The organism is Stenotrophomonas sp. 80084_Sma (assembly GCF_056481995.1).
Genome location: NZ_CM151177.1, coordinates 186,026 through 210,651, shown reverse-complemented (window position 1 = coordinate 210,651; position 24,626 = coordinate 186,026). Strand labels below are relative to the sequence as shown.

At 66.7% G+C, this 24,626-nt stretch carries 22 protein-coding genes and 1 pseudogene; 10 read left to right on the top strand and 13 right to left on the bottom strand.

The window, feature by feature from the left end; all coding sequences use genetic code 11:
- The first annotated feature begins 1 nt into the window (after window position 1).
- Window positions 2–1,612 (top strand): carboxyl transferase domain-containing protein, encoded by a 1,611-nt coding sequence (locus ACZK3W_RS00905; RefSeq protein WP_125895450.1) that lies wholly within the window; start codon window positions 2–4, stop codon window positions 1,610–1,612.
- Window positions 1,613–1,638: 26 nt separating this feature from the next.
- A complete protein-coding gene (locus tag ACZK3W_RS00900; RefSeq protein ID WP_125895449.1) occupies window positions 1,639–3,621 on the top strand; it encodes an acetyl/propionyl/methylcrotonyl-CoA carboxylase subunit alpha in 1,983 nt (660 codons plus the stop codon).
- Window positions 3,622–3,642: 21 nt separating this feature from the next.
- Here ACZK3W_RS00900 and ACZK3W_RS00895 read toward each other — a convergent pair.
- A pseudogene (locus ACZK3W_RS00895) lies at window positions 3,643–3,783 on the bottom strand (putative peptide maturation dehydrogenase); the annotation flags it as partial.
- A 238-nt stretch (window positions 3,784–4,021) separates the two neighbouring features.
- On the opposite strand from ACZK3W_RS00895, the gene ACZK3W_RS00890 reads away from it, so the two are divergent.
- Both ACZK3W_RS00890 and ACZK3W_RS00885 read left to right on the top strand, forming a co-directional pair.
- Window positions 4,022–4,336 carry an NHLP-related RiPP peptide gene (locus ACZK3W_RS00890; protein ID WP_125895448.1) on the top strand — a complete coding sequence of 105 codons (315 nt, stop codon included), beginning with the start codon at window positions 4,022–4,024 and terminating at the stop codon, window positions 4,334–4,336.
- A gap of 32 nt (window positions 4,337–4,368) precedes the next feature.
- Window positions 4,369–4,710, top strand: a complete 342-nt coding sequence (locus tag ACZK3W_RS00885) for an NHLP-related RiPP peptide (protein WP_080355176.1) — start codon at window positions 4,369–4,371, stop codon at window positions 4,708–4,710.
- Window positions 4,711–4,758: 48 nt separating this feature from the next.
- On the opposite strand, the gene ACZK3W_RS00880 is transcribed toward ACZK3W_RS00885, so the two are convergent.
- Window positions 4,759–5,937 carry a putative peptide maturation dehydrogenase gene (locus tag ACZK3W_RS00880; RefSeq protein ID WP_125895447.1) on the bottom strand — a complete coding sequence of 393 codons (1,179 nt, stop codon included), beginning with the start codon at window positions 5,935–5,937 and terminating at the stop codon, window positions 4,759–4,761.
- A gap of 164 nt (window positions 5,938–6,101) precedes the next feature.
- Here ACZK3W_RS00880 and ACZK3W_RS00875 point away from each other — a divergent pair, with 164 nt between their 5' ends.
- Window positions 6,102–6,392 carry an NHLP-related RiPP peptide gene (locus ACZK3W_RS00875; RefSeq protein ID WP_012509741.1) on the top strand — a complete coding sequence of 97 codons (291 nt, stop codon included), beginning with the start codon at window positions 6,102–6,104 and terminating at the stop codon, window positions 6,390–6,392.
- A gap of 16 nt (window positions 6,393–6,408) precedes the next feature.
- Here the strand turns inward: ACZK3W_RS00875 and ACZK3W_RS00870 are convergent, their stop codons facing one another.
- The 4 genes from ACZK3W_RS00870 to aceB form a co-directional block, all read right to left on the bottom strand.
- Complete coding sequence (locus ACZK3W_RS00870; protein ID WP_049421011.1) at window positions 6,409–8,913, bottom strand: putative peptide modification system cyclase; 2,505 nt, start codon at window positions 8,911–8,913, stop codon at window positions 6,409–6,411.
- 16 nt (window positions 8,914–8,929) lie between these two features.
- Window positions 8,930–9,970 (bottom strand): GGDEF domain-containing protein, encoded by a 1,041-nt coding sequence (locus tag ACZK3W_RS00865; protein ID WP_049400576.1) that lies wholly within the window; start codon window positions 9,968–9,970, stop codon window positions 8,930–8,932.
- A gap of 420 nt (window positions 9,971–10,390) precedes the next feature.
- Window positions 10,391–11,692, bottom strand: a complete 1,302-nt coding sequence (aceA, locus tag ACZK3W_RS00860) for an isocitrate lyase (protein WP_125895446.1) — start codon at window positions 11,690–11,692, stop codon at window positions 10,391–10,393.
- A gap of 64 nt (window positions 11,693–11,756) precedes the next feature.
- Window positions 11,757–13,394, bottom strand: coding sequence for a malate synthase A (aceB, locus tag ACZK3W_RS00855; protein WP_180837245.1), 1,638 nt, complete (start codon window positions 13,392–13,394; stop codon window positions 11,757–11,759).
- Window positions 13,395–13,504: 110 nt separating this feature from the next.
- Here aceB and ACZK3W_RS00850 point away from each other — a divergent pair, with 110 nt between their 5' ends.
- Window positions 13,505–14,473, top strand: coding sequence for a LysR family transcriptional regulator (locus tag ACZK3W_RS00850; protein ID WP_125895444.1), 969 nt, complete (start codon window positions 13,505–13,507; stop codon window positions 14,471–14,473).
- Between the two features lie 428 nt (window positions 14,474–14,901).
- On the top strand, window positions 14,902–15,810 hold the full coding sequence (locus ACZK3W_RS00845) for a LysR family transcriptional regulator (protein WP_293799078.1): 909 nt from the start codon (window positions 14,902–14,904) through the stop codon (window positions 15,808–15,810).
- Window positions 15,811–15,892: 82 nt separating this feature from the next.
- Here the strand turns inward: ACZK3W_RS00845 and ACZK3W_RS00840 are convergent, their stop codons facing one another.
- Together ACZK3W_RS00840 and lepB are read right to left on the bottom strand one after the other, a co-directional pair.
- Window positions 15,893–17,149 (bottom strand): MFS transporter, encoded by a 1,257-nt coding sequence (locus tag ACZK3W_RS00840; RefSeq protein WP_180844591.1) that lies wholly within the window; start codon window positions 17,147–17,149, stop codon window positions 15,893–15,895.
- Window positions 17,150–17,272: 123 nt separating this feature from the next.
- Window positions 17,273–17,899, bottom strand: coding sequence for a signal peptidase I (gene lepB, locus ACZK3W_RS00835; RefSeq protein ID WP_293799083.1), 627 nt, complete (start codon window positions 17,897–17,899; stop codon window positions 17,273–17,275).
- 182 nt (window positions 17,900–18,081) lie between these two features.
- Between lepB and ACZK3W_RS00830 the strand changes: the two genes are divergently transcribed.
- Complete coding sequence (locus tag ACZK3W_RS00830) at window positions 18,082–18,483, top strand: hypothetical protein (protein WP_021203742.1); 402 nt, start codon at window positions 18,082–18,084, stop codon at window positions 18,481–18,483.
- 3 nt (window positions 18,484–18,486) lie between these two features.
- Window positions 18,487–18,933 carry a 3-dehydroquinate dehydratase gene (locus tag ACZK3W_RS00825; protein ID WP_004153636.1) on the top strand — a complete coding sequence of 149 codons (447 nt, stop codon included), beginning with the start codon at window positions 18,487–18,489 and terminating at the stop codon, window positions 18,931–18,933.
- Window positions 18,934–19,115: 182 nt separating this feature from the next.
- Here the strand turns inward: ACZK3W_RS00825 and dcp are convergent, their stop codons facing one another.
- The 3 genes from dcp to arfB all read right to left on the bottom strand — a co-directional run bounded on the left by dcp (window position 19,116) and on the right by arfB (window position 22,422).
- Window positions 19,116–21,272 (bottom strand): peptidyl-dipeptidase Dcp, encoded by a 2,157-nt coding sequence (gene dcp, locus ACZK3W_RS00820; RefSeq protein WP_032130469.1) that lies wholly within the window; start codon window positions 21,270–21,272, stop codon window positions 19,116–19,118.
- Between the two features lie 111 nt (window positions 21,273–21,383).
- A complete protein-coding gene (locus tag ACZK3W_RS00815) occupies window positions 21,384–21,944 on the bottom strand; it encodes a lysophospholipid acyltransferase family protein (RefSeq protein ID WP_223276957.1) in 561 nt (186 codons plus the stop codon).
- A 46-nt stretch (window positions 21,945–21,990) separates the two neighbouring features.
- A complete protein-coding gene (gene arfB, locus ACZK3W_RS00810) occupies window positions 21,991–22,422 on the bottom strand; it encodes an alternative ribosome rescue aminoacyl-tRNA hydrolase ArfB (protein WP_032130467.1) in 432 nt (143 codons plus the stop codon).
- Window positions 22,423–22,556: 134 nt separating this feature from the next.
- Here arfB and ACZK3W_RS00805 point away from each other — a divergent pair, with 134 nt between their 5' ends.
- Complete coding sequence (locus tag ACZK3W_RS00805) at window positions 22,557–23,084, top strand: DUF2059 domain-containing protein (protein WP_125895907.1); 528 nt, start codon at window positions 22,557–22,559, stop codon at window positions 23,082–23,084.
- 75 nt (window positions 23,085–23,159) lie between these two features.
- On the opposite strand, the gene ACZK3W_RS00800 is transcribed toward ACZK3W_RS00805, so the two are convergent.
- The gene (locus ACZK3W_RS00800) at window positions 23,160–23,927 is read right to left on the bottom strand and encodes a pseudouridine synthase (RefSeq protein WP_428993086.1); all 768 of its coding nucleotides are present in this window, start codon (window positions 23,925–23,927) and stop codon (window positions 23,160–23,162) included.
- Between the two features lie 117 nt (window positions 23,928–24,044).
- Window positions 24,045–24,623, bottom strand: coding sequence for an O-methyltransferase (locus ACZK3W_RS00795; RefSeq protein ID WP_125895905.1), 579 nt, complete (start codon window positions 24,621–24,623; stop codon window positions 24,045–24,047).
- Between the last annotated feature and the right edge of the window lie 3 nt (window positions 24,624–24,626).

Sequence of the window (24,626 nt, the reverse complement as noted above, 5' to 3'; positions counted from 1 at the left end):
GATGACCGTCCTGAACAGCCAGCTGCAACCGGGCAGCGAAACGTTTGAAAGCAACCGCGCCGCCATGCAGGCCGTGGTCGACGACCTGCATGCCACCCTCGCCCGCACCGCGCTGGGCGGCAGCGAAGCCGCGCGCGCCAAGCACACCGCACGCGGCAAGCTGCTGGTGCGCGACCGCATCGACGCCCTGCTCGATCCCGGCAGCGCCTTCCTGGAAATCGCGCCGCTGGCCGCGCACGGCATGTACGAAGACGCCGTGCCCGCCGCGGGCGTGGTGGCCGGCATCGGCCGCGTCAGCGGCGTGGAATGCGTGATCGTGGCCAACGACGCCACGGTGAAGGGCGGCACCTACTACCCGATGACGGTGAAGAAGCACCTGCGCGCGCAGGAGATCGCCGAGCAGAACCACCTGCCCTGCATCTACCTGGTCGATTCCGGTGGCGCCTTCCTGCCGCTGCAGGACGAGGTGTTCCCCGACCGCGATCATTTCGGCCGCATCTTCTACAACCAGGCCAACCTGTCCGCGCAGGGCATCCCGCAGATTGCCTGCGTGATGGGTAGCTGCACCGCCGGCGGCGCCTATGTGCCGGCGATGAGCGATGAGACGGTGATCGTGCGCGAGCAGGGCACGATCTTCCTCGGCGGCCCACCGCTGGTGAAGGCGGCCACCGGTGAAGTGGTGACGGCCGAGGAACTGGGCGGTGCCGACGTGCACACGCGCATTTCCGGCGTGGCCGACCACATGGCCGACAACGACCTGCAGGCGCTGGCACGGGTGCGCGCGATCATCGCGCAGTTGAACTGGCGCAAGCCGGAACCGGCGATGGCGGTGCAGGCCAACGAGGAACCACTGTTGCCGGCATACGACCTGTACGGGGTGATCCCGGCCGACACGCGCAAGCCCTACGACGTGCGCGAAGTGATCGCGCGCCTGGTCGATGGTTCGCGTTTCGATGAATTCAAGCCGCGCTACGGCGCAACGCTGGTGACCGGCTTTGCGCATCTGAACGGCTACCCGATCGGCATCATCGCCAACAACGGCATCCTGTTCTCCGAGTCGGCACTGAAGGGCGCGCACTTCATCGAGCTGTGCACCCAGCGCAACATCCCGCTGGTGTTCCTGCAGAACATTACCGGCTTCATGGTCGGCCGCAAGTACGAACAGGGCGGCATCGCCAAGGACGGCGCCAAGCTGGTGATGGCCGTGGCCTGCGCCAAGGTGCCCAAGTTCACCGTGGTCATCGGTGGTTCGTTCGGTGCCGGCAACTACGGCATGTGCGGCCGCGCATACTCGCCGAACTTCCTGTGGATGTGGCCGAACGCGCGCATCGGCGTGATGGGCGGCGAACAGGCCGCCAGCGTGCTGGCCACGGTCAAGCGCGATGGCATCGAAGCCAAGGGCGACCAGTGGCCGGCGGCGGAAGAGGATGCGTTCAAGGCACCGATCCGCGAGCAGTTCGAACAGCAGGGCCATCCGTACTACGCCAGCGCGCGCCTGTGGGATGACGGCGTGATCGATCCGGCCGACACCCGCCGCGTGCTCGCCCTGGCGCTGTCGGCCAGCCTCAACGCCGCCCCGCAGCAGACGCGCTTCGGCGTGTTCCGCATGTAACCCGTGCCATGACCGAGCCTGTTGCCATGTTCACCAAAGTCCTGATCGCCAACCGCGGCGAGATCGCCTGCCGCGTCATCGCCACCTGCCGCCGCCTCGGCATCGCCACCGTGGCGGTGTATTCCGATGCCGACCGCAACGCCCGCCACGTGCGCCTGGCCGACGAAGCCATCCACATTGGTCCTGCCGCCGCACGTGAGAGCTACCTGCGCGGTGATGCCCTGCTCGATGCCGCACGCCTGACCGGCGCGCAGGCGATCCACCCCGGTTACGGCTTCCTGTCCGAGAATGCCGACTTCGCCGATGCCTGCGCGGCGGCCGGCATCACCTTCATCGGCCCGCCGGCCAGCGCCATCCGCGCGATGGGCGACAAGAGCGCGGCCAAGGCGCTGATGGCCAAGGCCGGTGTGCCGCTGACCCCCGGCTATCACGGCGACCAGCAGGCGCCGGACTTCCTGCGCGCACAGGCCGACGGCATCGGCTACCCGGTGCTGATCAAGGCCAGCGCCGGCGGCGGTGGCAAGGGCATGCGCAAGGTCGAGCGCAGCGAGGACTTCGTCGATGCACTGGCCAGCTGCCAGCGCGAGGCGGCCTCGGCGTTCGGCAACGACCACGTGCTGGTCGAGAAGTATGTCGAGCGCCCGCGCCATATCGAGATCCAGGTGTTCGGCGACAGCCACGGTGAGGCGGTGTACCTGTTCGAGCGCGACTGCTCGGTGCAGCGCCGCCACCAGAAGGTGCTGGAAGAGGCGCCGGCGCCGGGCATGAGCACAGAACGTCGTGCTGCAATGGGCAAGGCGGCAGTCGATGCAGCGCGCGCGGTGGGCTACGTCGGTGCCGGCACGGTGGAGTTCATTGCCGGCCCGGACGGCGATTTCTACTTCATGGAAATGAACACCCGCCTGCAGGTCGAGCACCCGGTGACCGAGTACATCACCGGTACCGACCTGGTGGAGTGGCAGCTGCGCGTGGCCTCGGGCCAGCCGCTGCCGCTGCGCCAGGAACAGCTGGCGATCCACGGCCACGCTATCGAAGCGCGCCTGTATGCCGAAGATGCCGACCGGGGCTTCCTGCCCTCCACCGGCACCCTGCGCCGCCTGCGCCTGCCGACCCCGTCGGCCCATGTGCGCGTGGATACCGGCGTGGAGGAAGGCGACAGCATCACCCCGTACTACGATCCGATGATTGCCAAGCTGATCGTCTGGGACGTGGACCGCGATGCCGCCCTGCGCCGCATGAGCCAGGCGCTGGCGGACTGCCAGGTGGTGGGCGTGACCACCAATGCCGGCTTCCTGCGCCGCCTGGTGAACACCGATTCGTTCGCGCAGGCCAAGCTGGACACCGCGCTTATCGAGCGCGAGCAGGCGGCATTGAGTGCAGTGGGCGACACGGATGATGCCCTGTGGCAGCTGGCTGCGGTGGCTGCGGTTGCAAGCACGGGCGGCGCCAGCACCGACGCGCGCGATCCGCATTCGCCGTGGCAGGCCCAGGACGGCTGGCGCCTTGGCGCATCGGCACCGCGCGTGCTGCCGCTGCAGCAGGGCGAACGCAAGCACACGCTGAAGGTGTGGACGCAGACCGATGGCTGGCGCGTGCAGTGCGATGACGCCGCGCCGGTGCAGGTGCTTGGCACGGCCGATGCGCAGCATCTGACCGTGCTGCTGGGCGAGCGCCGCTGGTCGTTGCAGCTACTGCGCGAAGGCGACCAGCTGTATCTGTTCGGCGCCGATGGCCAGCACCGCTTCACCCTGCACGATCCGGTGGGCGAATCGGACCACGCCGTGGCCGATGCCGGCAGCCTGCTGGCGCCGATGCCGGGCAGGATCGTCGCGACACTGGTCGCGGCCGGCACCGAGGTCAAGCGCGGCACGCCGCTGGTGGTGCTGGAAGCGATGAAGATGGAGCACACCCTGCAGGCACCGGCAGACGGCACGGTGAAGGGCTACCGCGCCAAGGCCGGCGACCAGGTGGGTGATGGTGCGGTGCTGGTGGACTTCGAAGCGGCGTGACGTGGCGGGGGCCGCGTGGGTTCAGACCGCGCGGTCCTCGGGATTCCAGATCACACCTGCCGGGTCCAGTTCGGTCGTGGTTATGGTCGGGGCGCGCCAGCCAAAACCGCATACGGCGAGGACGCCCTCGGAACGCGGATCTAGGCCAAATTCGTGCTCGATGGGCCAGGTCGCCGACGACGCCTCCGACCTGGACACCGCCCTGAAACTGTGTCGCAGGAACGTCAAGCTGGCATCTCCGGTGCGCTCTTCCAACGTTTCTGGAACCACGGTGCCATGCCCAGCAGGACCACTGGCCTGTACCGGCTCGGCGCGCCTTGCTTGACGCTGCGCTGCGGCACGCTCGCGGTAGTCACACGTGGTTTAATCGGCGGACATTGACCCACAAGGAGTGTTTGCGATGTCCGCAAAGTCCCCGATGACCACTGTCAATGCCGGTCGGCTGCTCGACCTGCTGTGTTCTGACGACGCCTTCCGCGCAGAGTTCACAGCCGATGCCGGCGCTGCGATGGCGCGGCATGGGCTGCAGGCACAGTCCGGCACAAGCCCCTGCGCCATCCACAACGTCCTGGCCAGCAAGGAAGAGTTCCAACAGGTGCGCCAGCAGATCGCCGCGCTCCTGGCCCAGCGCGCCGCATTCACTGTCCCCTTCATGTTCGAATCCGGGCATCTGCAGGGAAGCGTGCACCACTCCGCCGTACCGCAGGCCGCTTGAACGCCCCTCAATCCACTTCAGAGGTAGATTCGATGTTGCCATCCACTCGTACCCGGTTCTCCAGCGAACACACCACCACCGAGTCGCCGCGCTTTGAGCCGCAAACCGCCATTGCCCTGCTCGACCGCCTGTGCAGCGATGATGTGTTCCGTGCGCAGTTCAGCAGGAACCCGCTGCAGGCCTGCCGGCAGATCGGCCTGGCATTCGACTCGATGGCGCAGGTGCCGCCCTGCCTGAGCACCGGCAAGCTGGCCAGCAAGGAAGAGCTGAGCCAGGCCCGCGATGCCCTGGTGAACTATCTCTCCAGCCACCGCGCATCCATGACCGTGGTCTTCACCTTCGAAGCCGGTCACGTCCACCGCATCATCCAGTAATGCACCCGACAAGGGGCGCTGGGTACTCCAGCGCCCTGCCGGGCTTGTTCAATCGCGGGCCTCGCGCTTCCAGACATGCCCCGCAGGGTCCAGCTCCGCCGTGGTCATGCTCTGCGCACGCCAACCGAATCCGCACACCGCCATTGCGCCGTCGACCATCGGGTCGAACCCCAGCAGCGACTCGATCTCCGTCTCATTGATCGCCGCGGTGACGAAGCCGCCCAAGCCATTGGCCGTGGCCGCTGTATACAGTGCCTGCGACACATGGCCGACATCCAGGCTAACGGCGCGATAGGCCTTGGCGTGGTTGCGGTACTTCCAGAAGTTGCGACCGAAACGGCAGACCAGCACCACCATGGCGTGGGCCGAAGCGAACCAGTGCTGGCCCGACAACAGGCGCAGGCAGAAATCGTCCAGCTGGGCGGGCTGTGCCTGTTGCCGTGCCAGCTCGTGAGCCACAGCATGGTAGTGATACAACCCAGGCTGCAGGCCATCGACCTTGCGCGCAATCACGTACGCTTCCAGCGGATGCAGGCTACCCGCGGACGGTACGTTCTTCTTCAGGAAGCGCACGCCGGGTTCGGTTTCTACCTGTGCCTGCGCCATCAGCACGTGCTGCATCATGCCCGCCAGCATCTCCAGCGATAGAGGCTTGTCCTCGGCGTAGTTGCGGCAGGTGGTACGTGCAGCCAACAGCTGTGCCACGGCATCGGGTGCCGCGACCGGCAGAGCGATGGCACCCGGCTGCCGCACCGGGGCTTCGGCCGGTGGCTTGCCGAGCTGCTGCACCAGGTCCTGTGCGGTCACCATCCGGTGCTTCTCCATATCGCCGGCACTGTCTACGCCCGCCCAGCGGGAATGGCGATGATGGATGGCTGACAAGGCCCACCAGTGTCCGTCGCGAACACGCTGGTCAGCCTGTCGCGCCGCCTCGGGCGCGCCCTTCTCGGCGATGAGCAACCCCGCCTCCAGCAGCGATGCCACTCGGGCGCGGTTCTGCAGGTCATCCGGCAAGACCTGCCAGCGCTCGGCGCTGGTCTGCAACAGCAACGCACAAGCGTCGGCATCGAGCGTCACAGGCTGATCGAGATGGGCAGCACGCACCTGCAACTGCTGCACGAACTCCACACCGGTTCCACCAGCCAGCAGGCTGTTCAGGGAGAACGATGGTTGTTCATCGGGAACAACAGCCAGCGCGTGGCATCGGCGGTACCGCGAAGAGGTCATCGACGTTCCTGTGGCAAATGGGATTCCGGCAATGTGCTGCCGGTGGAGCTGGGTAAGTATGGCCCAGTACCGCGTTCAAGACCCATCGATCCGCGCCGCTATGACTACGGTCAAAGGCACGCGCCACTTGTTCGACCTTCCCTGTCTCCTTGGATCCCACGCTCATGACCAACCGCAAATCCCCACTGTCCCTCGCTGACGCCACCACGCTGCTTGATCTGCTCACCACCGACGCAGACTTCCGCACAGCATTCAAGCAGGACCCGGCAACAGCCCTGCAGCAGATCAGTGTCGAGGCGGGTGCCGCCGCGCAGGGCTGCATGCTGTCCGCCGACCTGGCCTCCAATGAAGATCTGGCCGCTGCACGCGACAATCTGGTGCAGCAGCTGACCGAGCGCGCGGTGTTCAGCCATCCGCATTGCTTCATCGACGGTTCGCAGGCACCGACGCCCTGACCTTGGTGCCGATCGCTCAGGATGCGTCCGGTGAGAGGGCGCATCCCGGGCGTGATGGCCCACGCTGGCTGTCGCCTACATTCAATGCCTGCAACACGGACGAGCCTGCGAATTCGGTATAGGCGCGCCCGCGGTGCCGACGCATCCAGTCCAGCTGCGACTGCTGCTCCTGTATCGCGCCCTGTGCGGCGTAGGCCGCTGCCAGCACGCTGTGGACCTGGAACAGCTCGCTGCCATCAACCATCGCCTGCAGCATCTTGATTGCCTGCGCGCTGTCACCGGACAGATGCAACGCATTGGCCTTGACCACCGCCGCCAACTGGCGCGCACGTGGGTCGACGGCGTCGGCCGCCAATACGTCAAGCTCGGCCACCTGCCGGCCGATCGAGGATTGCAGGCCCAAGCGCTGTGCCGCATACAAGCTGGCCGCAGCGAAATACAGATACTGTCCGCGTTCACCGTTTTCGGGGCGTGCCGCATTCCGCAGCAGCGCGCTGGCCTGCGTTGCGAAGTCGCGTGGCGCTACGCATCGAGCCGCCGCGGCGTGAACAGCCAAATTGACCGTGCCCAGCAGATCACATACGAAGGGACCGCCATTGCACCGGCCTGCGGACGCGACCGAGGCTGCCAACGCCTCCTCGAATCGCCCCTCATCAATGGCCAGTGAAGTCCCTTCCAGCCACCGTCCCGGCCCGTTCTCCGGCAACCGCGCCAGCACTGCACTGGCCTCTGCATTTCGCCCGGACACGGCCAGCGCCGCAACCAGCTGCCGGTTCGGGCGACCTTCGGCGAGCTGCATGGCACGATGCAGCGTTGCTACCGCCTCATCGACCTTTCCCCGTGCCAACTGGATGCGCCCGAGCAGCTCCAGCGTCACGCTGCGCAACGGGTTCTGCTCCACGTTGGCATGGGCAACGGCCTGCTCCGCCTTTTCGTAGTGGCCCAGCACGAACTCGGCCAGACCATGGTTGACGCTGGCCCCGTGATGATCCGGATACAGATCGGCCAGTACCTTCCAGGCCTCGCCAGCGGCGGATTCAGAACCGGACTCCAGCTCCACCTGCCATGCATCCAGATACAGGCCCTCACGCGTGCTCAGCCGATGACGCAGCGTCCTGACCTTGGTCAGCAAACCGCGCGCGTCCTCCAGTTGGCCCTGGCTGAACATCGATCGCATCTGCCCGACATAGGCCATGGCGAAGTCAGGATCAATGCGCGTTGCGATCTGGAAAAATTTCAACGACGACTCGGTCTGTCCGCGGCCATAGGCAAGCTGTCCGCGTGCGTAGGCATGCAGTGCGTCGAGGTTGGCTGTTGCCACCTGCGGCAACGGTGCCGATGTCTTGCCGATCTGCGCCATCGCTTCGCCCAACCGCGATCGCAATTGCACCACCACTTGGTCACTGGAGGTCAGCGCGGAAGGCAGGCCTTTGCCATCGGAATAAACCGAGTAGACGGTCTCGCCAGTGGCAGGATTGACGACATCGACGGCCACACGCAGCTGGCCGTGTACCTCACGGATCGAGGGATCGAGTACCGCGCGCGCGCCATCGCGCATTGCGATCTGGACAGCGGCCGCACGATCGATCTCGGTGTTTTCTGGCATCAACATGCGCGCCATGGTGTCGCGCGCCTTCATGTCGCTGATCACGTTTACGTAACGCGACTGCTCAAGCCCGATGCGCAACGCCTGGTTCAGGGCGTCGTCCAGGACCGGGTTATCGGTCAGGTTGCGCGCATCGGCCATCACCACCCAGTCGCGTTCGGCGAAGGCAATCGCCGGCTGTGGTCGGGCCAGCAGCCACAGGCCCAGCCCGACAGAGACAATCAGGGCCGCCTGCGCGGCCATCGCCAGCGGACGCCGCCAGACCGGAACATCAGGGCGCGCCTTGTCGCTGGCACGCGGCCGGGAAAGCATGCCCTTCCCCGCCACCGCCACGCCCAGCACTTCCATCGGTTGCGCCACACCGCGAAAGCGCCAGCGACCGAATGACCTCCACTGCAGGCGACCGCCCAGTTCACCCAGCTCCGTCGCTGCACGGCGCACCACCGATTCAGCAGCCGCCGACATCAGCAGTTGTCCGGGGGGAGCCAACTGCATCAGGCGCGCTGCCATCGGCTTGGCCAGGCCCTCCACCTCCACAGCCTTGGCTCCAAGCGCGATCGATTCCGAGCTGTTGTTCCACAGGATGACCTCACCCACGTGCAACCCGGCCCGCGCCTGCAGTCGGAGATCACGCGCCTGCCCCAGCGGCTGCAGGCCACGCTGGTAATCCAGGGCGAATCCGAGCGCATCAATCGGGCGCTCGAACAGCATGAACAATCCGTCGGAGCGGTCGATCAGCTGGCCGTGCCAGCGCTGCTGCAGCGCCAGCACCAAGCGGTCGTGTTCCTGGAACAGCTCGGCGGCAGCCACATCGCCGATGCGTTCGACCAGCAGCAGCGAATCACACAGATCGGTGAACAGCAGCGCACGCAGTTGCTGGTTGTGCGGCGTCGACGTTCCGTTGTCGCCATTCATCGCCGGTCTCTCCCGATCAAGGTATGTCCGCTGCATCCGCCCAGCGCAGGCAGTTGCCACCATCGCGCTTGGCCTGGTACAGCGCGCGGTCCGCGTTGGCGTACCACTCGCTCCAGCCCGCCTCCGGCGCCAGCAGGCTGGCACCGATGCTGACCAGGCTGACGTGCGGCGTGCCATGACTGCGTTCGAGCAGGCCATGCACCGCGCTGAGGATGAACTCGGCCGCGTGCTGCACGATCTCATGGTTGCCACGGCGCAGGATCAGGCAGAACTCATCGCCGCCGAGGCGGCAGGCCAGGTCCTGCTCACCGGCCATCGAGCGCAGGATGTTGCCCATGCTCTGCAGTACACGGTCGCCGGCCTGGTGGCCGTGGCGATCATTGATCTGCTTGAAGCGGTCGCAGTCGATCAGCAGCAGTGCCTGCGGCAACCCTTCGCCATCGGCGCGGCATTCCTGCAGGTACAGGGTGAGGCCACGACGGTTGTGCAGCCCGGTCAGTTCATCGGTACGTACCAGTTCACGGGTGTGGGTCAACTGGTGGGTGGTGATGTACAGGTTGTCCAGCGCGGTTTCCAGATCGTGGTTGCGCCGGCGCAGCTGGCTGATCAGCGCCTGCTCGTTGGTCAGCACGCGCATGATCGTACGGCGCAGGAAGTAGGCGACCAGGCCGGGATCGGATTCCACCAGGCGATGGAAGTCGGCCGGGCCCAGCTCCAGTACTTCACAGTCGGCCAGCGCGCGTGCACTGGCGCTGCGCAGGTGATCGCCGACCAGCAGGCCAAGCTCACCGAAGAACTCATGCTGGCCGAGCGTCTTGATCACCAGGTCCTCTCCGAAGTCCAGTTCGATCTGGCCTTGGAGGATCACATACATCCGTTCGCCGCGATGGCCACGCTGGAACAACCACTGTCCGGCATGAAGCTTGCATGGACGGGCAAATCTGGCGAACAATGCAACCTCGGCAGCGGAAAGCAGCGCGTGCACGATCTCGGCCATCGCCACCCGGGCGATACCTGACGTCACATCACTGTTCTCGGCCGCACCCCTGCCGGTCATTCCCTGCACCCGCCGCCAGCGTCCCCTGGTGAGCCGCGGAGCATAGCACCGCTTTAAAGTGTGCGCCCTATCTCATTTTGACCCGTCTGCCGATCTTGATTGATGTGAAGATCGGTGGTGGCCCGTTCTGGTCACGGGTGTCCGGGCAAAACCCCTGCTGGATCAATCCGATGCTGGATTTCACAGGCTTTCGGCCAAGTTGCCGGCACGCGTGGGTGCGCCTGATTGACGCTGGCTGCGCGCTGCTCCCTTGCATCGATACAACAACGCCGGCAGGTCCCCCGACCGGCCGGCGTTGTCTGGCCCTTCCCTGGCCACCCTGATCGGATTCCGAAGCTTCGGTAGCGCCGGCCGCTGGCCGGCTTCCCTGTGGTGCCCGAAGGATCACGCGGTTGCCGGCCAGCGGCCGGCACTACCGCATCACGCCGCGCGTTCGCTGCGCCCGCCGTGGAACTGCTCTTCCTCGGTCGAACCGGTCAATGCGGTGGTCGACGACTGGCCCTGCTGGATCGCCTGGGTCACCGCATCGAAGTAGCCGGTGCCAACCTCACGCTGATGCTTGACCGCAGTGAAGCCGCGCTCGGCCGCTTCAAACTCGGCTTCCTGTAGTTCCACGAACGCGCTCATCTGTCGACGTGCATAGCCGTGGGCCAGATTGAACATGCCGTAGTTCAGCGCATGGAAGCCGGCCAGGGTGATGAACTGGAACTTGTAGCCGTAGCTGCCCAGCTCCTTCTGGAACTTGGCGATGGTGGCGTCGTCCAGGTTCTTCTTCCAGTTGAAGCTGGGCGAGCAGTTATAGGCCAGCAGCTTGCCGGGGAACTTCGCATGGATCGCCTCGGCGAACTTGCGTGCGAATTCCAGGTCCGGCTTGCCGGTCTCGCACCACACCAGGTCGGCATAGGGCGCATAGGCCAGGCCGCGGCTGATCGCCTGGTCCAGGCCATTACGGGTCTTGTAGAAGCCTTCCACGGTGCGCTCGCCGGTGGCGAACGGCTTGTCGTTGCCATCGATGTCGCTGGTCAGCAGATCCGCGGCCTCGGCATCGGTACGCGCCACCAGCAGGGTCGGCACGCCCAGCACGTCGGCGGCCAGGCGCGCGGCGTTGAGCTTCTCGATGGCCTCGCGGGTCGGCACCAGCACCTTGCCGCCCATGTGGCCGCACTTCTTCACCGAGGCCAGCTGGTCTTCGAAGTGCACGCCAGCGGCACCGGCCTCGATCATCGCCTTCATCAGTTCGAACGCATTGAGCACGCCGCCGAAACCGGCTTCCGCATCGGCCACGATCGGCTGCAGGAAGTCGATGTCGTCCTTGCCTTCGGCGTGGTGCAGCTGGTCGGCGCGCAGCAGCGTGTTGTTGATGCGCTTGACTACCGCCGGCACCGAATCGGCCGGGTACAGCGACTGGTCCGGGTACATCTGCCCGGCCAGGTTGGCGTCGGCCGCCACCTGCCAACCGGACAGGTAGATCGCCTTCAGGCCCGCCTTGACCTGCTGCATGGCCTGGTTGCCGGTCAATGCACCCAGCGCGTTGACGAACTCGCGCTCATGCAGCGTCGCCCACAGCTTCTCCGCACCCAGGCGGGCCAGCGAATGCTCGATGTGGACGGTGCCGCGCAGGCGCACCACGTCAGCGGCGCTGTAGTTGCGCTGGATGCCTTCCCAACGCGGGTTGGTATCCCAGTCGTGCTGGATCTGTTCGGCAGTGGGCAGCTTGCTCATGTCTTTCTCCAGTTCGGTTCGTGCGTGCAGCGGGGAGGGAAACGGCGGAATTGCGAGCGGTCGGTCAGTCGATGCGCGCGTAGGCCGGCAGGGTCAGGAAATCAGTCAGCTCTTCGCTGCGGCTCAGTTCGCCGAGCAGGGCGATGGCCTCGCCGATGCGTGCACCACCGGGCAGCGCGGCGGTATCGCCCAGCCGTGCCGGCAGCTGCGAGAGGGTGGAATCCAGCAGCACCAGGTCGATCGCAGTGCCATCGTCCAGCTGCTGGCCCGGCGTATGCAGCCACTGCCACAGCTGGCTGCGGCTGATCTCGGCGGTGGCCGCGTCCTCCATCAGGTGGTGGATCGGCACGCAGCCGTTGCCATCCAGCCAGGCGGCCAGGTAGCGCACGCAGACTTCCACGTTGCCTTCGAATCCGGCGCGGGTGATGGTGCCCGGCGGCCGCGCGATCAGTTCGTCGCGGCCGACGCGCACATCCTGGCGCAGCACGCTGTGCTGGTTCGCACCGGGCATGTGCTCGTCGAAGATCGCCATCGCCACCGGAATCAGCGCCGGATGCGCGACCCAGGTGCCGTCGTGGCCGGCGGTCACTTCGCGCAGCTTGTCGGCGCGCACGCGGGCCATCGCCTGTTCGTTGGCAGCGGCATCGTTGTTGATCGGGATCTGCGCGGCCATGCCGCCCATCGCATGCGCACCGCGGCGGTGGCAGGTCTGGATCAGCAGTTCCGAATACGCCTTCAGGAACGGCTGGGTCATGGTCACCTGGCCGCGTTCGGGCAGCACGCGGTCGGCGTGGCGGCGGAAGGTCTTCAGGTACGAGAAGATGTAATCCCAGCGCCCGCAGTTCAGGCCGACGATGCGGTCACGCAGCGCGTGCAGGATCTCGTCCATCTCGAACACTGCCGGCAAGGTTTCAATCAGCACGGTCACCTTGATCTGGCCGTGCGGCAGGCCGAGCATGCCCTCGATGTGCGACAGCGCGGTCTCCCACAGCGCCGCCTCTTCCATGCTCTGCAGCTTGGGCAGGTAGAAGTACGGGCCGCGGTCCTTGGCCTGCAGCGTGCGGGCGTTGTGGAAGGCGAACACCGCCGCATCGAACAGGCCACCAGCGATGAACTGGCCATCGATGCGCACGTGCTTCTCGTCCAGGTGCCAGCCGCGCGGGCGTACGATCAGCACCGCCTGTTCGTCGAACGGGCGCAAGGTGTAGTGCTTGCCGGCCTTCCCGTTGGATGCCGGTGCGGTGTACTCGAGATCGCCACGCACCGCGGCGGCCAGCGACTGCTGCCCGGCCAGCAGGTTGCGCCAGGTCGGCGAGGTCGAATCCTCGAAGTCGGCCATGAACACCTTGGCGCCGGAGTTCAGCGCGTTGATGACCATCTTCGGGTCGGTCGGGCCGGTGATCTCGACGCGGCGGTCCTGCAGCGCGGCCGGCAGCGGGGCAACACGCCAGTCGCCGCTGCGGATCGCGGCGGTGTCCTCGCGGAAGTCCGGCAGGCCGCCCTGGTCGAAGAACGCCTGGCGCACGCGGCGTGCCTGCAGCCGTGCCTGCCGGCCCGGTTCCACCGCACGGTGCAGCGACACCAGCAGGGCCAGCAGCGGCGCCGGCAGCAGGGTGTCCTGGCCGGCCACGCGGGTCGCCAGGGCGATACCGGGGGTGGCCTTGCTGGCGGGGGTGGGAACAGCGGAAGCGACGGCGGACATGGGGCGACTCCAGCGGTGGGGGAACGTCTCCACGGTGCCGCCGGTATCGAGTATTTGGCAAAACAGTTTTTGCAATGCTCTACATAAATTGTGCTAATACTTGTGACGCCATGACCACGCGCCCTTCGCCAAGTCCTCGTTTTTCCTACAAATCCGACCGGTTGAAACCGCTGCGTGCGTTCTGCCAGACCGTGCGCCTGGGCTCGGTCTCACGGGCGGCTGAGGCGCTTTTCGTCAGCCAGCCGGCTATCAGCCTGCAGTTGCAGGCCTTGGAGCGAGAGCTGGGGGTGCCGTTGTTCGAACGCAGCGGGCGCCGCCTGGTGCCCAGCCGCGAGGGCCAGCTGCTGTACGAGATGGCGCAGCCACTGGTGGAGAGCCTGGACGGGCTGGAGGCGCGCTTCCGCGACAAGGTGCGCGGCCTGGACGCGGGCGAACTGAACATCGCCGCCAACAGCTCGACCATCCTGTACCTGCTGCCGAAGATCGTCGAACGCTTCCGCCTGCATCATCCGGACGTGCGCCTGACCCTGCACAACGCGATCAGCGCCGACGGCACCGACCTGCTGCGCGAGGACGCCGCCGACCTGGCGATCGGTTCGATGACCGATGTGCCGGCCGATCTCAGCTACGCACCGGCCTACCGTTTCGAGCAGGTGCTGATCGCGCCGCACGACCATCCGCTGGCCAGCGGTGGCGAGCTGGAACTGGCCGACATCGCGCGTTTTCCGCTGGTGCTGCCACCGAAGCGGCAGATCACCTACCGCCTGGTCGACCAGGTATTCCAGCGCCACCGCATCGCCTACACCGTGGCATTGGAAGTGGGTGGCTGGGAGGTGATCAAGCAGTACGTGGCGATGGGCATGGGCATTTCAATCGTGCCGGCGCTGTGCCTGAACGAGGCCGACCGCGAGCGGCTGGCGGCGCGGTCGATGAAGCGCTGGTTCCCGGAACGCAGTTACGGGGTGATCGTGCGGCGTGGCAAGGCGCTGTCGGCGCAGGCGCGGGCGTTTGTGGAGCTGATCCAGCCGGAGTTGTTCAGTCCGCGCGATTACGACCAGAGCGGGCATTCCGAGCGGTGAGGGTGTGCGGCAGGGCTGCGCCCTGCACCTGCCGAAGCCGAAGCAACGGCAACAGCGGGCTATCCGTGGGATGGCGGGGCGGCGTGGGTGGGCAGGACACGCCGTAAACCCCGCTCCGCGGTCCGGCCCAGCCGCTGGCGGCTGTGCGTTCGGGCGCTTGCGAAGCAGTGCTTTGCAAGCAAAGCGCCCTCACCCATGGGGGCTCGATGGCGCCATCCATGGCGCCAACGGTCCTGCCCACCCACGCCGTCCCGCCTCTGACAGATTCCCGCGATCTGTCGGGGTCGGATCCCGTTGCTGCGCAATGGGCTCTGACCCCCGCTGCAAATGATCGAAACCGGATTTTGTAGAGTCGAGCCATGCTCGACTGGCGGAAAAGCGATCGAAGAAGGCGACAAGCCCGGTGCCGGTCTGGCTAGACTGGACCCATGTCCATCGAACTCCGCCATCTGCGTTACTTCCTTGCCGTCGCCGACACGCTGCACTTCGGCCAGGCGGCGGAGCGGCTGGGCATGTCGCAGCCGCCGCTCAGCCAGCAGATCCGCCAGCTGGAAGACCTGATCGGTGCGCGCCTGTTCGTACGCAGCCACCGTCGTGTGCAGCTGACGCCGGCGGGCGAGCTGCTGCAGGAACGTGCACGGGCCATCGTGCAGCAGGTGGAAACGGCGGTGGACGAGGTACAGCGTGCGCAGCGCGGCGAGCAGGGTGAGCTGCGCATCGGGCTGACCCGCGCGACGCCACTGTCGCCGCAGATTCCGCGCTCGATCCTGCAGTACCGCCAACGCTATCCGCAGGTGCGACTGCAGCTGAGCGAGATGAACACCCTGCAGCAGATCGATGCGCTGCTCGATGGCCGCCTGGACGTGGGCATCATCCGCAAGCGCGCGTTGCCGCCGGAACTGGTGGCGCACAGCCTGTTCGTCGATCCACTGGCGTTGATCGTGCATGCCGACCACCCTGCCCTGCGCAGGCTTTCGAAGGTGGGCACGCTGTCGCTGCGCGATTTCGCGCAGGAGCCGTTCGTGGCATTCCGCCGCAGCGCCGGTGCGGGCATCCATGACCACATGATCGCGTTGTGCGCGGCCGCCGGATTCACCCCGCGCATCGTGCAGGAGGCCGGTGAGGCGTCGACGCTGATCAGTCTGGCCGCTGCTGGCCTGGGTGCGGCGATCCTGCCGTCGTCGTGCGACCACATCCGGGTGGAGGGCGCGCGCTTCGTCGCGCTGGCCGATGCCGGTGCGCATTCGGAAGTGCAGCTGGCCTGGCGCCGCGAGGGTGTGACGCCGCTTATCCGCAACTTCGCCGGGCTGTTGCGTGAGGCGTTCGCGGAAGGGTGAGGTGCAACCCACCCGGTAGCGGCCAACCTTGGTTGGCCCACGGCCACGGCGCCGACCAAGGTCGGCATCTACCAGAGCAGGTTCACGCCGTCACCGGCTGAGGGGCGCGCTGCTGCAGCGCCCAGACGATGCCACCGCCGATCAGGGTCAGCACGGCGGCGAACAGGCACACGCCCAGCCAGTCCCACGCCGCATAGGCCAGGCCACCCACACCACCGAGCACGCTCGAACCCAGGTAGTAGGCGAACAGGTACAGCGCCGAGGCTTCGGCGCGCATCGCGCCGGCGCGGCTGCCGACCCAGCTGCTGGCCACGGAGTGACCGCCGAAGAAGCCGAACGTCACCAGCGCGATACCGAGTGCCATCGTGCTCAGCCACGGCATCGCCAGCAGCGCGATGCCGGCACCAATCAGTGCGAACGAGATCGACAGGATGCGCCCGCGCCCGTAACGCGTCGCCTGCTGGCCCATCCACGCCGAACTGAAGGTGCCCACCAGGTACACGCTGAAGATCAGCCCGACCACGGTCTGGCTGAGGTGGTACGGCGGCGCCAGCAGGTGATACCCGAGGTAGTTGTAGAGGGTGACGAACACGCCCATCAGCACGAACGAGGTGGCGAACAGCCACGGCAGGCCCGGGTCGGCGAACAGCGTGCGCCAGCGTGATGGCAACTGGCGCAGGCCGCCGCGACGTGCATGGAAGTGCCGCGACGGTGGCAGCTGCAGCCACAACAGCACGGTACTGGCGATGGCGATGATCGAAACCACGCCGATGCCCCATCGCCAGCCCCAATGGTCGGCGATGATGCCGGCCAGCAGGCGCCCGCTCATGCCACCGATGGCGTTGCCGCCGATGTACAGGCCCATCGCCAGGCCCAGCGCGCGGCTGTCCATTTCCTCGACAAGGTAGGTCATCGCCACTGCCGGCACGCCGCTCAACGCCAGGCCGAGCAGCGTGCGCAGCACCAGCAGCGTGGTCCAGTCATCCACCAGCGCCGTGCACAGCGACAGCGTGGCCGAGGCCAGCAGCGCGGCGATCATCATCGGGCGACGGCCAACCGCGTCGGAGAGCAGGCCGGCCAGCAGCATCGCCACCGCCAGCGTGCCGGTGGTCAACGACAGCGACATCGCGCTGCCGGCGGCGGACACGCCGAAGTGACGGCTGAACTCCGGCAGCAGCGGCTGCACGGTGTACAGCAGGCCGAAGGTGGAAAAGCCGGCCAGGAACAGCGCCAGCGCGGTGCGGCGGAAGGCTGGCGTGCCCTGCTGGATGCGGGTCTCGGCGATGGGATCGACAGTGGGGGGGCGGCGTTCGACGGCCGCCGCGGTTTCGCCAGTCATGGGATCGATGGGCCGGTGGGGCGGCCAAGCGTGGGAGGGAACGGGCCTCAGACTAGGCCCGTCGATCCAGTCGATCCATAACCTGGTAGGTCAGGATTGATACATAAGAAGTATCAATTCAGCTTACAGACGCTGCCACTCGAAACCGTCGCCACGACGGTAGTACACCGCCACGGCGCGGCCGTAGAGCTTGTCGGCGTCAACGAAGCCGAAGAAGCGACCGTCGAAGCTGTTGCCGCGGTGGTCACCCAGCACCAGCACCTTGCCGGCCGGTACCACCAGGTCGGCAATGTCCGGACCGCCGCCCATGTCCAGGTCGAGGCGGGCACGGCGCTCGCCGAAGGCTTCCACGTCCTGCAGGTCGGCGATCTGCAGCGGCTGGCCGTTGATGCTCAGATGGCCCTCGCGCATCTGCACATGGTCACCGGCCACCGCCGCCACGCGCTTGATCAGGCGGGTGCCGTCGGCCGGTGAATCGAACACCGCCACTTCACCGCGCTGCGGGGTGCCGGTCGCCATCAGTTCCTTGCCGGTAAACGGCAGGCGCAGGCCATAGGCGCGCATGTCCACCACCACCCGGTCGCCGGGCTGCAGGGTCGGCTGCATCGAGCCGCTGGGCACCACGTAGTGGTTGGCGAGGGTATCGCGGGCGGCGGCGAGCAGGCCAAGCATCACCAGCAACGGCAGCGCCTCCTTCTTCAGCCAGACCAGCGCGCGTTCGGAAAACGGGGGGCGGGCAACAGCATCCATGACAGGCTCCGAGCAAGTGGTAGCGCTATCAGACCACATCCGGGCGCAGGAGGTTCCCGGTAGCGCCGGACACGGGTTACGCAGGTTTTACGCCCCGGCCCGGGCGCGGGCATCGCACCTTTACGGCCACCGCGCGCATCGTGTGCCCACCGCGCCACAGGGCGCATTCCGCAAGGTGTTGTATGACCCTCCTGGTGATCCGCCACGCATCTTCGTCGGCGCCGCGTCCGCAGCTGCCGGCGCAGCTGGCCGGCCATCGCGTGCTGTGCAGCGACTGCGCCAGCCTGTCTGAAGTGCGCCAGTGCCTGTGCCAGCCGCAGGCGCGCTCGGCCGACTGGGTGCTGCTGGATGTCGGCGTGGCCGACGAGGCGCAATGGCAGGCCGAGGGCGGCGCGCTGCAGGCGGCGCTGGAACGGTTGCCGGCGCAGTACATCGAACTGCAGTCACCCAGCGAACCCGGCCTGGATGCGCGCCTGCGCCTGCAGCATGGTCCTGCTGCGGTGGTGGTGGACCAGCGCAGCCAGCAGGCGGGGTATCCATTGTCGCTGGCCATTGTCGGCCGCCGTCTGGCACAGGAGGGCTGAGCCATGTCGATCTTCATCATCCGTGGCCCGGAAGCGGCCGGTGCGCTGATCCGCACGGCAATGCCGTTGCCGGCACCGGTACTCAAGTCACTGGTGCATCGTGCGATCGACGCCGGCACCAGCGTGGCGATCCGTGCCTGTGGTTCGGAACAGGAACTGCTGGACGCGCTGCGCGTGGCCGACCACAGTCGCGGCGAGGTGACCCTGCTGGATCCGGGTGCGTGTGCCAACAGCCTGCGCCTGCAGCGCCTGCTGCCCTACCTGCACAACGCCTATGTGGAAGTGCATGACGACGGTGCAGTGGCCGAGCCGTGCCTGCCGGCCGGTGTCGGCCAGCGCCTGGGCATCGCCGCTGGTTACGGCGCGCAGAGCTATGTGCTGGCGCTGGATATCGCGCTGGATCACCTGGGCCTGGCCGAGCAGGCGAACCGGGTGCACGTGGGGACGTAACGTTGTTTGTAGAGTCGAGCCATGCTCGACTGGTTTTTCATCGAAAGGCAGCCGAGCATGGCTCGGCTCTACAAGGGCGGGAATCGCAGCCGAGCGTAGGCTCGGCTCTACAGAAGAATGTCGAGCAAGCTCGACGCTACAGAAAGAAAAACGGCGGGGTTGCCCCCGCCGTTTTCGCTTTCTTATTTCAGCCCGCGGAACTTCAGCAGCGGTTCCACCGACGGGTCCTTGCCGCGGAAATCGCGGTACAGGGTCGACAGCTCCACGCTGTTGCCGCGCGAGAGGATCTTGTCGCGGAACTCCTGGCCATTGGCCGCAGTCAGGCCACCGTGTTCGGTGAACCACTGGTAGGCGTCATGGTCCAGCACTTCGGCCCAGAAGTAGGCGTAGTAACCGGCCGAGTAACCACCACCCCAGATGTGGTCGAAGTAGGTGGTGCGGTAACGCGGCGGCACCTGCGGCAGGTCGACCTTGAACTTCTTCAGCGCACTGGCTTCAAAGGCGCCGACATCCTGCAGCGGCGCATCGGCCTTCTGCGTATGCCAGGCCAGGTCCAGCAGCGCGGCCGACAGGTACTCGGTGGTCGCATAACCCTGGTTGAAGCTGCGTGCCTTGAGGATCTTGTCGACCAGTTCCTGCGGCATCGCCTCGCCGGTCTTGTAGTGCTTGGCGTAGTTGGCGAACACCTTCGGATCCAGCGCCCAGTGCTCGTTGAACTGCGACGGGAACTCGACGAAATCACGCGAGGTGGCGGTACCGGCGATCGACGGGTACTTCACGTTCGAGAACATGCCGTGCAGCGCATGGCCGAACTCATGGAACATCGTGGTCACGTCGTCGAAGCTGATCAGCGCAGGCTGGCCGGCGGCCGGCTTGGTGAAGTTGCAGACGTTGTAGACCACCGGCTTGGCACCGGTCAGGCCGTCCTGCTCGACGAACACGTCCATCCAGGCGCCGCCGGACTTGCTGTCACGCTTGAAGTAGTCGGTGTAGAACAGGGCCAGCGAGGTGCCGTCCTTGTCGAACACTTCGTACACCTTCATGTCCGGGTTGTAGGTCGGAATGTCGGTACGCGGCTTGAAGGTGATGCCGTACAGCTGGGTGGCGGCGTAGAAGACGCCGTTCTGCAGCACGTTGTCCAGTTCGAAGTACGGCTTGATCTGCGACTCGTCCAGATCGTACTTGGCCTTGCGCACCTGCTCGGCGTAGAAGTCCCAGTCCGAGGCAGCGACCTGGAAACCACCCTTCTGCGCGTCGATCACCTTCTGGATCTCGCCGGCCTCGGCGCGCGCCTTGGCGGTGGCGGCCGGCACGGTGTCGGTCAGCAGCTTGAGCGCGGCGGCCGGGGTCTTGGCCATCTGGTCGCCCAGCTGGTAGTCGGCGAAGGTGTCAAAGCCGAGCAGCTTGGCCTTCTGCGCACGCAGCTGGGCCAGGCGCTGCACGGTCTGCCGGGTGTCGTTGGCATCGCCACGCTCGGCGCGGGTTTCCGAAGCCTTCAGCACGGCGGCACGCTGGTCGCGGTCGCTCAGCGAGCCGAGCACCGGCTGCTGGGTGGTGTTCTGCAGCGGCAGCAGGAACTTGCCATCCAGCTTGCGGTCCTTGGCGGCGTTGGCGGCGTTGTTGATCGCGTCCTCGTCCAGGCCGGCCAGCTTGGCCTTGTCGTCGACAACGACGGCCGCAGCGGCGGTGGCGGCCACCAAGCGGGTATGGAACTGGGTGGAAAGGGTGGTCTCTTCCACGTTGAGCTTGCGCAGACTCGCCTTGTCGGCATCGGACAGCTGCGCACCGGCGCGCACCAGGCCGTCGTAGTAGTGCTCGACCAGGCGCTTCTGCACCGGGTCCAGCTCCAGCGTGTCACGCTGGTCGTACAGCGACTTCACGCGCGCGAACAGCTTCGGATCGAGGTTGATCTCGTCCTGGTGCGCGGCCAGCTTCGGCGCCACGTCTTCCTGGATCTTCTGGCGCGCATCGTTGGTATCGGCCTGGACCAGGCCGAAGAAGATGCGCGACACACGGTTCAGCGTCTCGCCGCTGCGCTCCATCGCCACGATGGTGTTGTCGAAGGTGGCCGGCTCGCTGCTGTCAGCGATCTTGCGCACGTCGGCCAGGTGCTGGCGCATGCCTTCTTCGAACGCCGGCAGGTAGTCGCTGTCCTTGATCTTGTCGAACTGCGGCGCCTGGAACGGCAGCGTGCTGGCGCTCAGCAGCGGATTGGTGGAGGCTTCGGCCGGCTGCTGGGCCGGGGCTTTCTGGGCATCGGACACGGGGGTGGACTCCTTGCCGGAACAGGCCGCCAGCGCCAGGCTGATGGCGGCGGCCAGGACTACGGTACGCGACATGTAAAACACTCCTTGGGCAGACGGTACGGGATACCAGCCCTCCACCCTACTCCTGTCGCGCTCGCCCGGCATGTGCCGGACGTGGCGTCTATGCGGCAGCCTGCGGCCGGCTCAGACCGTACCGCGGGTCTTGCCGATCCAGGGCCGGTAGAACTCGCGGATGGCGGCCATGTCGGCGGCGTCATCGCCGGTCGGCGTGAACAGCGGGCCGATGCCGATGGTCTTCTCCGGGTAGTGGAAATACGCGGCCAGGATCGGCACGTCGGCCATCCGCGCGATCTTCAGGAAGCCGGCCTTCCAGTCCTTCACGGCCTTGCGGGTGCCCTCGGGCGTGATGGCGAACCACATCTTCTCGTTGTTGCGCAGCAGGTCCACGGCCTGGCCGACGGTGCCCTGCGGCGAGCTGCGGTCCAGCGGGATCACACCCAGCTTGTGCAGCAGCGGGCCGAGCGGCCACCAGAACAGCGATGCCTTGCCCAGCACCTTCACCTTCATGCCCAGCGCGATCTTCGCGGCCATGCCCCACAGGCCATCCCAGTTGGACGAATGCGGGGCGATGATGAAGACCAGCCTGGGGATGTCAGGCAGGGTACCGGTCACCTTCCAGCCGCCCATGCGCAGGGTGCAGCGCGCCAGCCAGCGCAGGAAGGCGTTGGGTTTGACCTGCGGCATCTGCGGCGGCACGGCCGGCAGCAACGAAGTCGGGTTGTTCAAGCAATCACTCCCAGTCACGTGATGAGCGCCCGCGCTTGATCTGCGCGCGCCCGCGTTTGGCGTCCAGACGACGCAGTTTCGACCCGAGGGTCGGCTTGGTGGCCTTGCGCGGCTTGGGCACGCTCAGCCCGGCCTGGATGAAGGCCGCCAGCCGATCGCGCGCATCCTCGCGATTGCGATCCTGGGTCCGGAAACGTTGCGCGTCGATGACCAGCACGCCTTCGCCGGTCATGCGCCGGTCACGCCGCGCCAGCAGGCGCGCGCGCAACGGTTCGGGCAACGAGGGCGAGTTGGCCACATCGAAACGCAGTTCCACCGCGGTGGAGACCTTGTTGACGTTCTGGCCACCGGCGCCACTGGCACGCACGAACCGCTCGACGATCTCGCCGTCGGGGATTTCAAGCTGCGCGCTGATGGTGACCGGTCCACTGCCCATCCGCGCATTGTAGCGGCAGCCACGCACCGGAGTGCGGCATCGCGCCCCGTATGCCGCCGATCAGGTACCGAACACGCCGCCTTCGCCTTGGCTGCGGGTATGCTGGCCGTCCCATGTACTGCAGGAAGCCCCGCATGACCCGCACCGTACCCGCCCTGCCGTCCCTGCTGCGCCGCGCCGCCCTGCTGCTGGCGCTGGCCGTGGCCAGCGTTCCGGCCCTGGCCGCGCCGCCGACCGATGGCGACATCAACCGCCTGCTGTCGGCCTCGCGCGCGCAGAGCATGATCGACACCATGCTGCCGCAGATCGAGGCGATGCAGCAGCAGCAGTTCCAGCAGGTAGCCGCACAGCGCCAGCTCAATGCCCAGCAGCAGGAACAGCTGAAGCGGATCCAGGCGCGGACCAGCCAGACCCTGCGCCAGGCCCTGTCCTGGCAGCAGCTGCGGCCGATGTACGTGGACCTGTACAAAAAGACCTTCAGCAAGGAAGACGTGTTGGCGATGGCCGAGTTCTACGAGAGCGCGGCCGGCCAGAGCCTGCTGGACAAGACCCCGGCGCTGATGCAGAACGTGATGGTCGCGATCCAGGCGCGCATGCAGCCGCTGTTTGCGGACCTGCAGAAGGATCTGGAAGCGATCGTCAACGAGCCGGAAAAGAAATGAGGTAGTGCCGGCCGCTGGCCGGCTCCCCATTACATCTGGAATCGCGCAGATGCCGGCCAGCGGCCGGCACTACCGTCAATCGGTATCCACCTGCCAACCGAACAGGTCCAGCGCCTTCTGGAACCCACCGTCCAACGGCGCACGCACGTCCACCGCGCCACCGTCCGGATGCGGGAAGCGCAGGCGCTCGGCGTGCAGCAGCATGCGGTGCACGCCCTGCATGCGGAAGATGCGGTTGTGGCGACCATCGCCGTGGCTGGTGTCGCCGATCATGTGATGCGAGAGGTGCTTGAGGTGCCGGCGGATCTGCCGGAAGCGTCCGGTCTGCGGCTGGCAGCGCAGCAGTGCGTAGCGCGAGCTGGTGAATTCACCGACCGGCACCGACAGCTCGCCGGTGGCCAGGCGCTGGAAGTCGGTGATCGCCGGCTTTTTCACCGGCTTGCCCGGGCCGCCGTCCAGATCATGATCGACCTGCCAGGTGAGCTCGGCCGGCCAGCCCCGGCAGACCGTCAGGTAGTCCTTCAGCACTTCGCCGCCCATCAGGGCCTTGCCCAGCGCACTGGCGGTATCGCGGTCGAAGCCCAGCAGCAGGCAGCCACTGGTGGCCCGGTCCAGGCGATGCACGAGGAAGATCGGGCGGCCCAGCTGCTCGCGCAGGCGGTCGGCCAGGAAGTCGTCTTCGCCACGGGCCAGCTTGCTGTCGTGGACCATCAGCCCGGCAGGCTTGTTGACCACGGCCAGGCGCTCATCCAGGTGCAGCAGCTGCAGGGGCGCGGTGTCGGTCTCGACCGCGGCGAGGGTATCGGGTTCGGTGCTCACGGCAGGATTATCGGGGCTGGGCACTGAATGGGGTAGAGCCGGCCGCTGGCCGGCTGCCTCCGGGCAATCGGATGGCTGCGGTTGCCGGCCAGCGGCCGGCAACCGCGTGCCAACCAAGGTTGGCACCTACCTGTAGAGCGGTCAGGCGCTGCGCACGGCCAACAGCTCGCCGTTGCCCACCGGCACCAGGCTGGTGCTGAAGTCCGGATCAGCGTCCAGCAGCACGCGCAGCGGTTGCATCTCTTCCGCATGCGAGGTGGCGTTGTCCACCACCAGCAGGCCACCGGGACGCAGCACGCGGCGCAGCTGCGGCCACCAGCCGGCGTACTGCCCGCGGTCCGAATCGAGGAACAGCAGGTCGATGCAGGCATCGGCGGCCTGCGCCAGCCAGAGCCCGGCATCGCCACGGACCAGGCTGATGCGATCACCCAGGCCACTCCGTGCAAACGTGGCTCGCGCCATCGCCACCTTGTCGTCGGCGTACTCCAGCGTGGTCACGTGGCCGTCGATGGCTGTGGCTGCCTCGGCCAGCCACAGCGTGGAATAGCCGTTGGACGTACCGATTTCCAGCACCCGGCGAGCGTTGCCGAAGCGCACCAGCACCGACAGGAATTCACCGGTGTCGGGCGTGATGTTGAGCATGCGTCGGCCGCGCTCGCTTTCGCGTGCGTCGTTGTCGGCGCCGAAGCGGATCAGTTCGTCCTTGAGTGCCTGCAGCATGGG

Excerpts from the sequence above, each read along its gene's own strand:
- ACZK3W_RS00905 (WP_125895450.1), top strand. The coding sequence starts at position 2 with ATGACCGTCCTGAACAGCCAGCTGCAACCGGGCAGCGAAACGTTTGAA.
- ACZK3W_RS00900 (WP_125895449.1), top strand. The coding sequence starts at position 1,639 with ATGTTCACCAAAGTCCTGATCGCCAACCGCGGCGAGATCGCCTGCCGC.
- ACZK3W_RS00890 (WP_125895448.1), top strand. The coding sequence starts at position 4,022 with ATGTCCGCAAAGTCCCCGATGACCACTGTCAATGCCGGTCGGCTGCTC.
- ACZK3W_RS00885 (WP_080355176.1), top strand. The coding sequence starts at position 4,369 with ATGTTGCCATCCACTCGTACCCGGTTCTCCAGCGAACACACCACCACC.
- ACZK3W_RS00880 (WP_125895447.1), bottom strand. The coding sequence starts at position 5,937 with ATGACCTCTTCGCGGTACCGCCGATGCCACGCGCTGGCTGTTGTTCCC.
- ACZK3W_RS00875 (WP_012509741.1), top strand. The coding sequence starts at position 6,102 with ATGACCAACCGCAAATCCCCACTGTCCCTCGCTGACGCCACCACGCTG.
- ACZK3W_RS00870 (WP_049421011.1), bottom strand. The coding sequence starts at position 8,913 with ATGAATGGCGACAACGGAACGTCGACGCCGCACAACCAGCAACTGCGT.
- ACZK3W_RS00865 (WP_049400576.1), bottom strand. The coding sequence starts at position 9,970 with ATGACCGGCAGGGGTGCGGCCGAGAACAGTGATGTGACGTCAGGTATC.
- aceA (WP_125895446.1), bottom strand. The coding sequence starts at position 11,692 with ATGAGCAAGCTGCCCACTGCCGAACAGATCCAGCACGACTGGGATACC.
- aceB (WP_180837245.1), bottom strand. The coding sequence starts at position 13,394 with ATGTCCGCCGTCGCTTCCGCTGTTCCCACCCCCGCCAGCAAGGCCACC.
- ACZK3W_RS00850 (WP_125895444.1), top strand. The coding sequence starts at position 13,505 with ATGACCACGCGCCCTTCGCCAAGTCCTCGTTTTTCCTACAAATCCGAC.
- ACZK3W_RS00845 (WP_293799078.1), top strand. The coding sequence starts at position 14,902 with ATGTCCATCGAACTCCGCCATCTGCGTTACTTCCTTGCCGTCGCCGAC.
- ACZK3W_RS00840 (WP_180844591.1), bottom strand. The coding sequence starts at position 17,149 with ATGACTGGCGAAACCGCGGCGGCCGTCGAACGCCGCCCCCCCACTGTC.
- lepB (WP_293799083.1), bottom strand. The coding sequence starts at position 17,899 with ATGGATGCTGTTGCCCGCCCCCCGTTTTCCGAACGCGCGCTGGTCTGG.
- ACZK3W_RS00830 (WP_021203742.1), top strand. The coding sequence starts at position 18,082 with ATGACCCTCCTGGTGATCCGCCACGCATCTTCGTCGGCGCCGCGTCCG.
- ACZK3W_RS00825 (WP_004153636.1), top strand. The coding sequence starts at position 18,487 with ATGTCGATCTTCATCATCCGTGGCCCGGAAGCGGCCGGTGCGCTGATC.
- dcp (WP_032130469.1), bottom strand. The coding sequence starts at position 21,272 with ATGTCGCGTACCGTAGTCCTGGCCGCCGCCATCAGCCTGGCGCTGGCG.
- ACZK3W_RS00815 (WP_223276957.1), bottom strand. The coding sequence starts at position 21,944 with ATGCCGCAGGTCAAACCCAACGCCTTCCTGCGCTGGCTGGCGCGCTGC.
- arfB (WP_032130467.1), bottom strand. The coding sequence starts at position 22,422 with ATGGGCAGTGGACCGGTCACCATCAGCGCGCAGCTTGAAATCCCCGAC.
- ACZK3W_RS00805 (WP_125895907.1), top strand. The coding sequence starts at position 22,557 with ATGACCCGCACCGTACCCGCCCTGCCGTCCCTGCTGCGCCGCGCCGCC.
- ACZK3W_RS00795 (WP_125895905.1), bottom strand. The coding sequence starts at position 24,623 with ATGCTGCAGGCACTCAAGGACGAACTGATCCGCTTCGGCGCCGACAAC.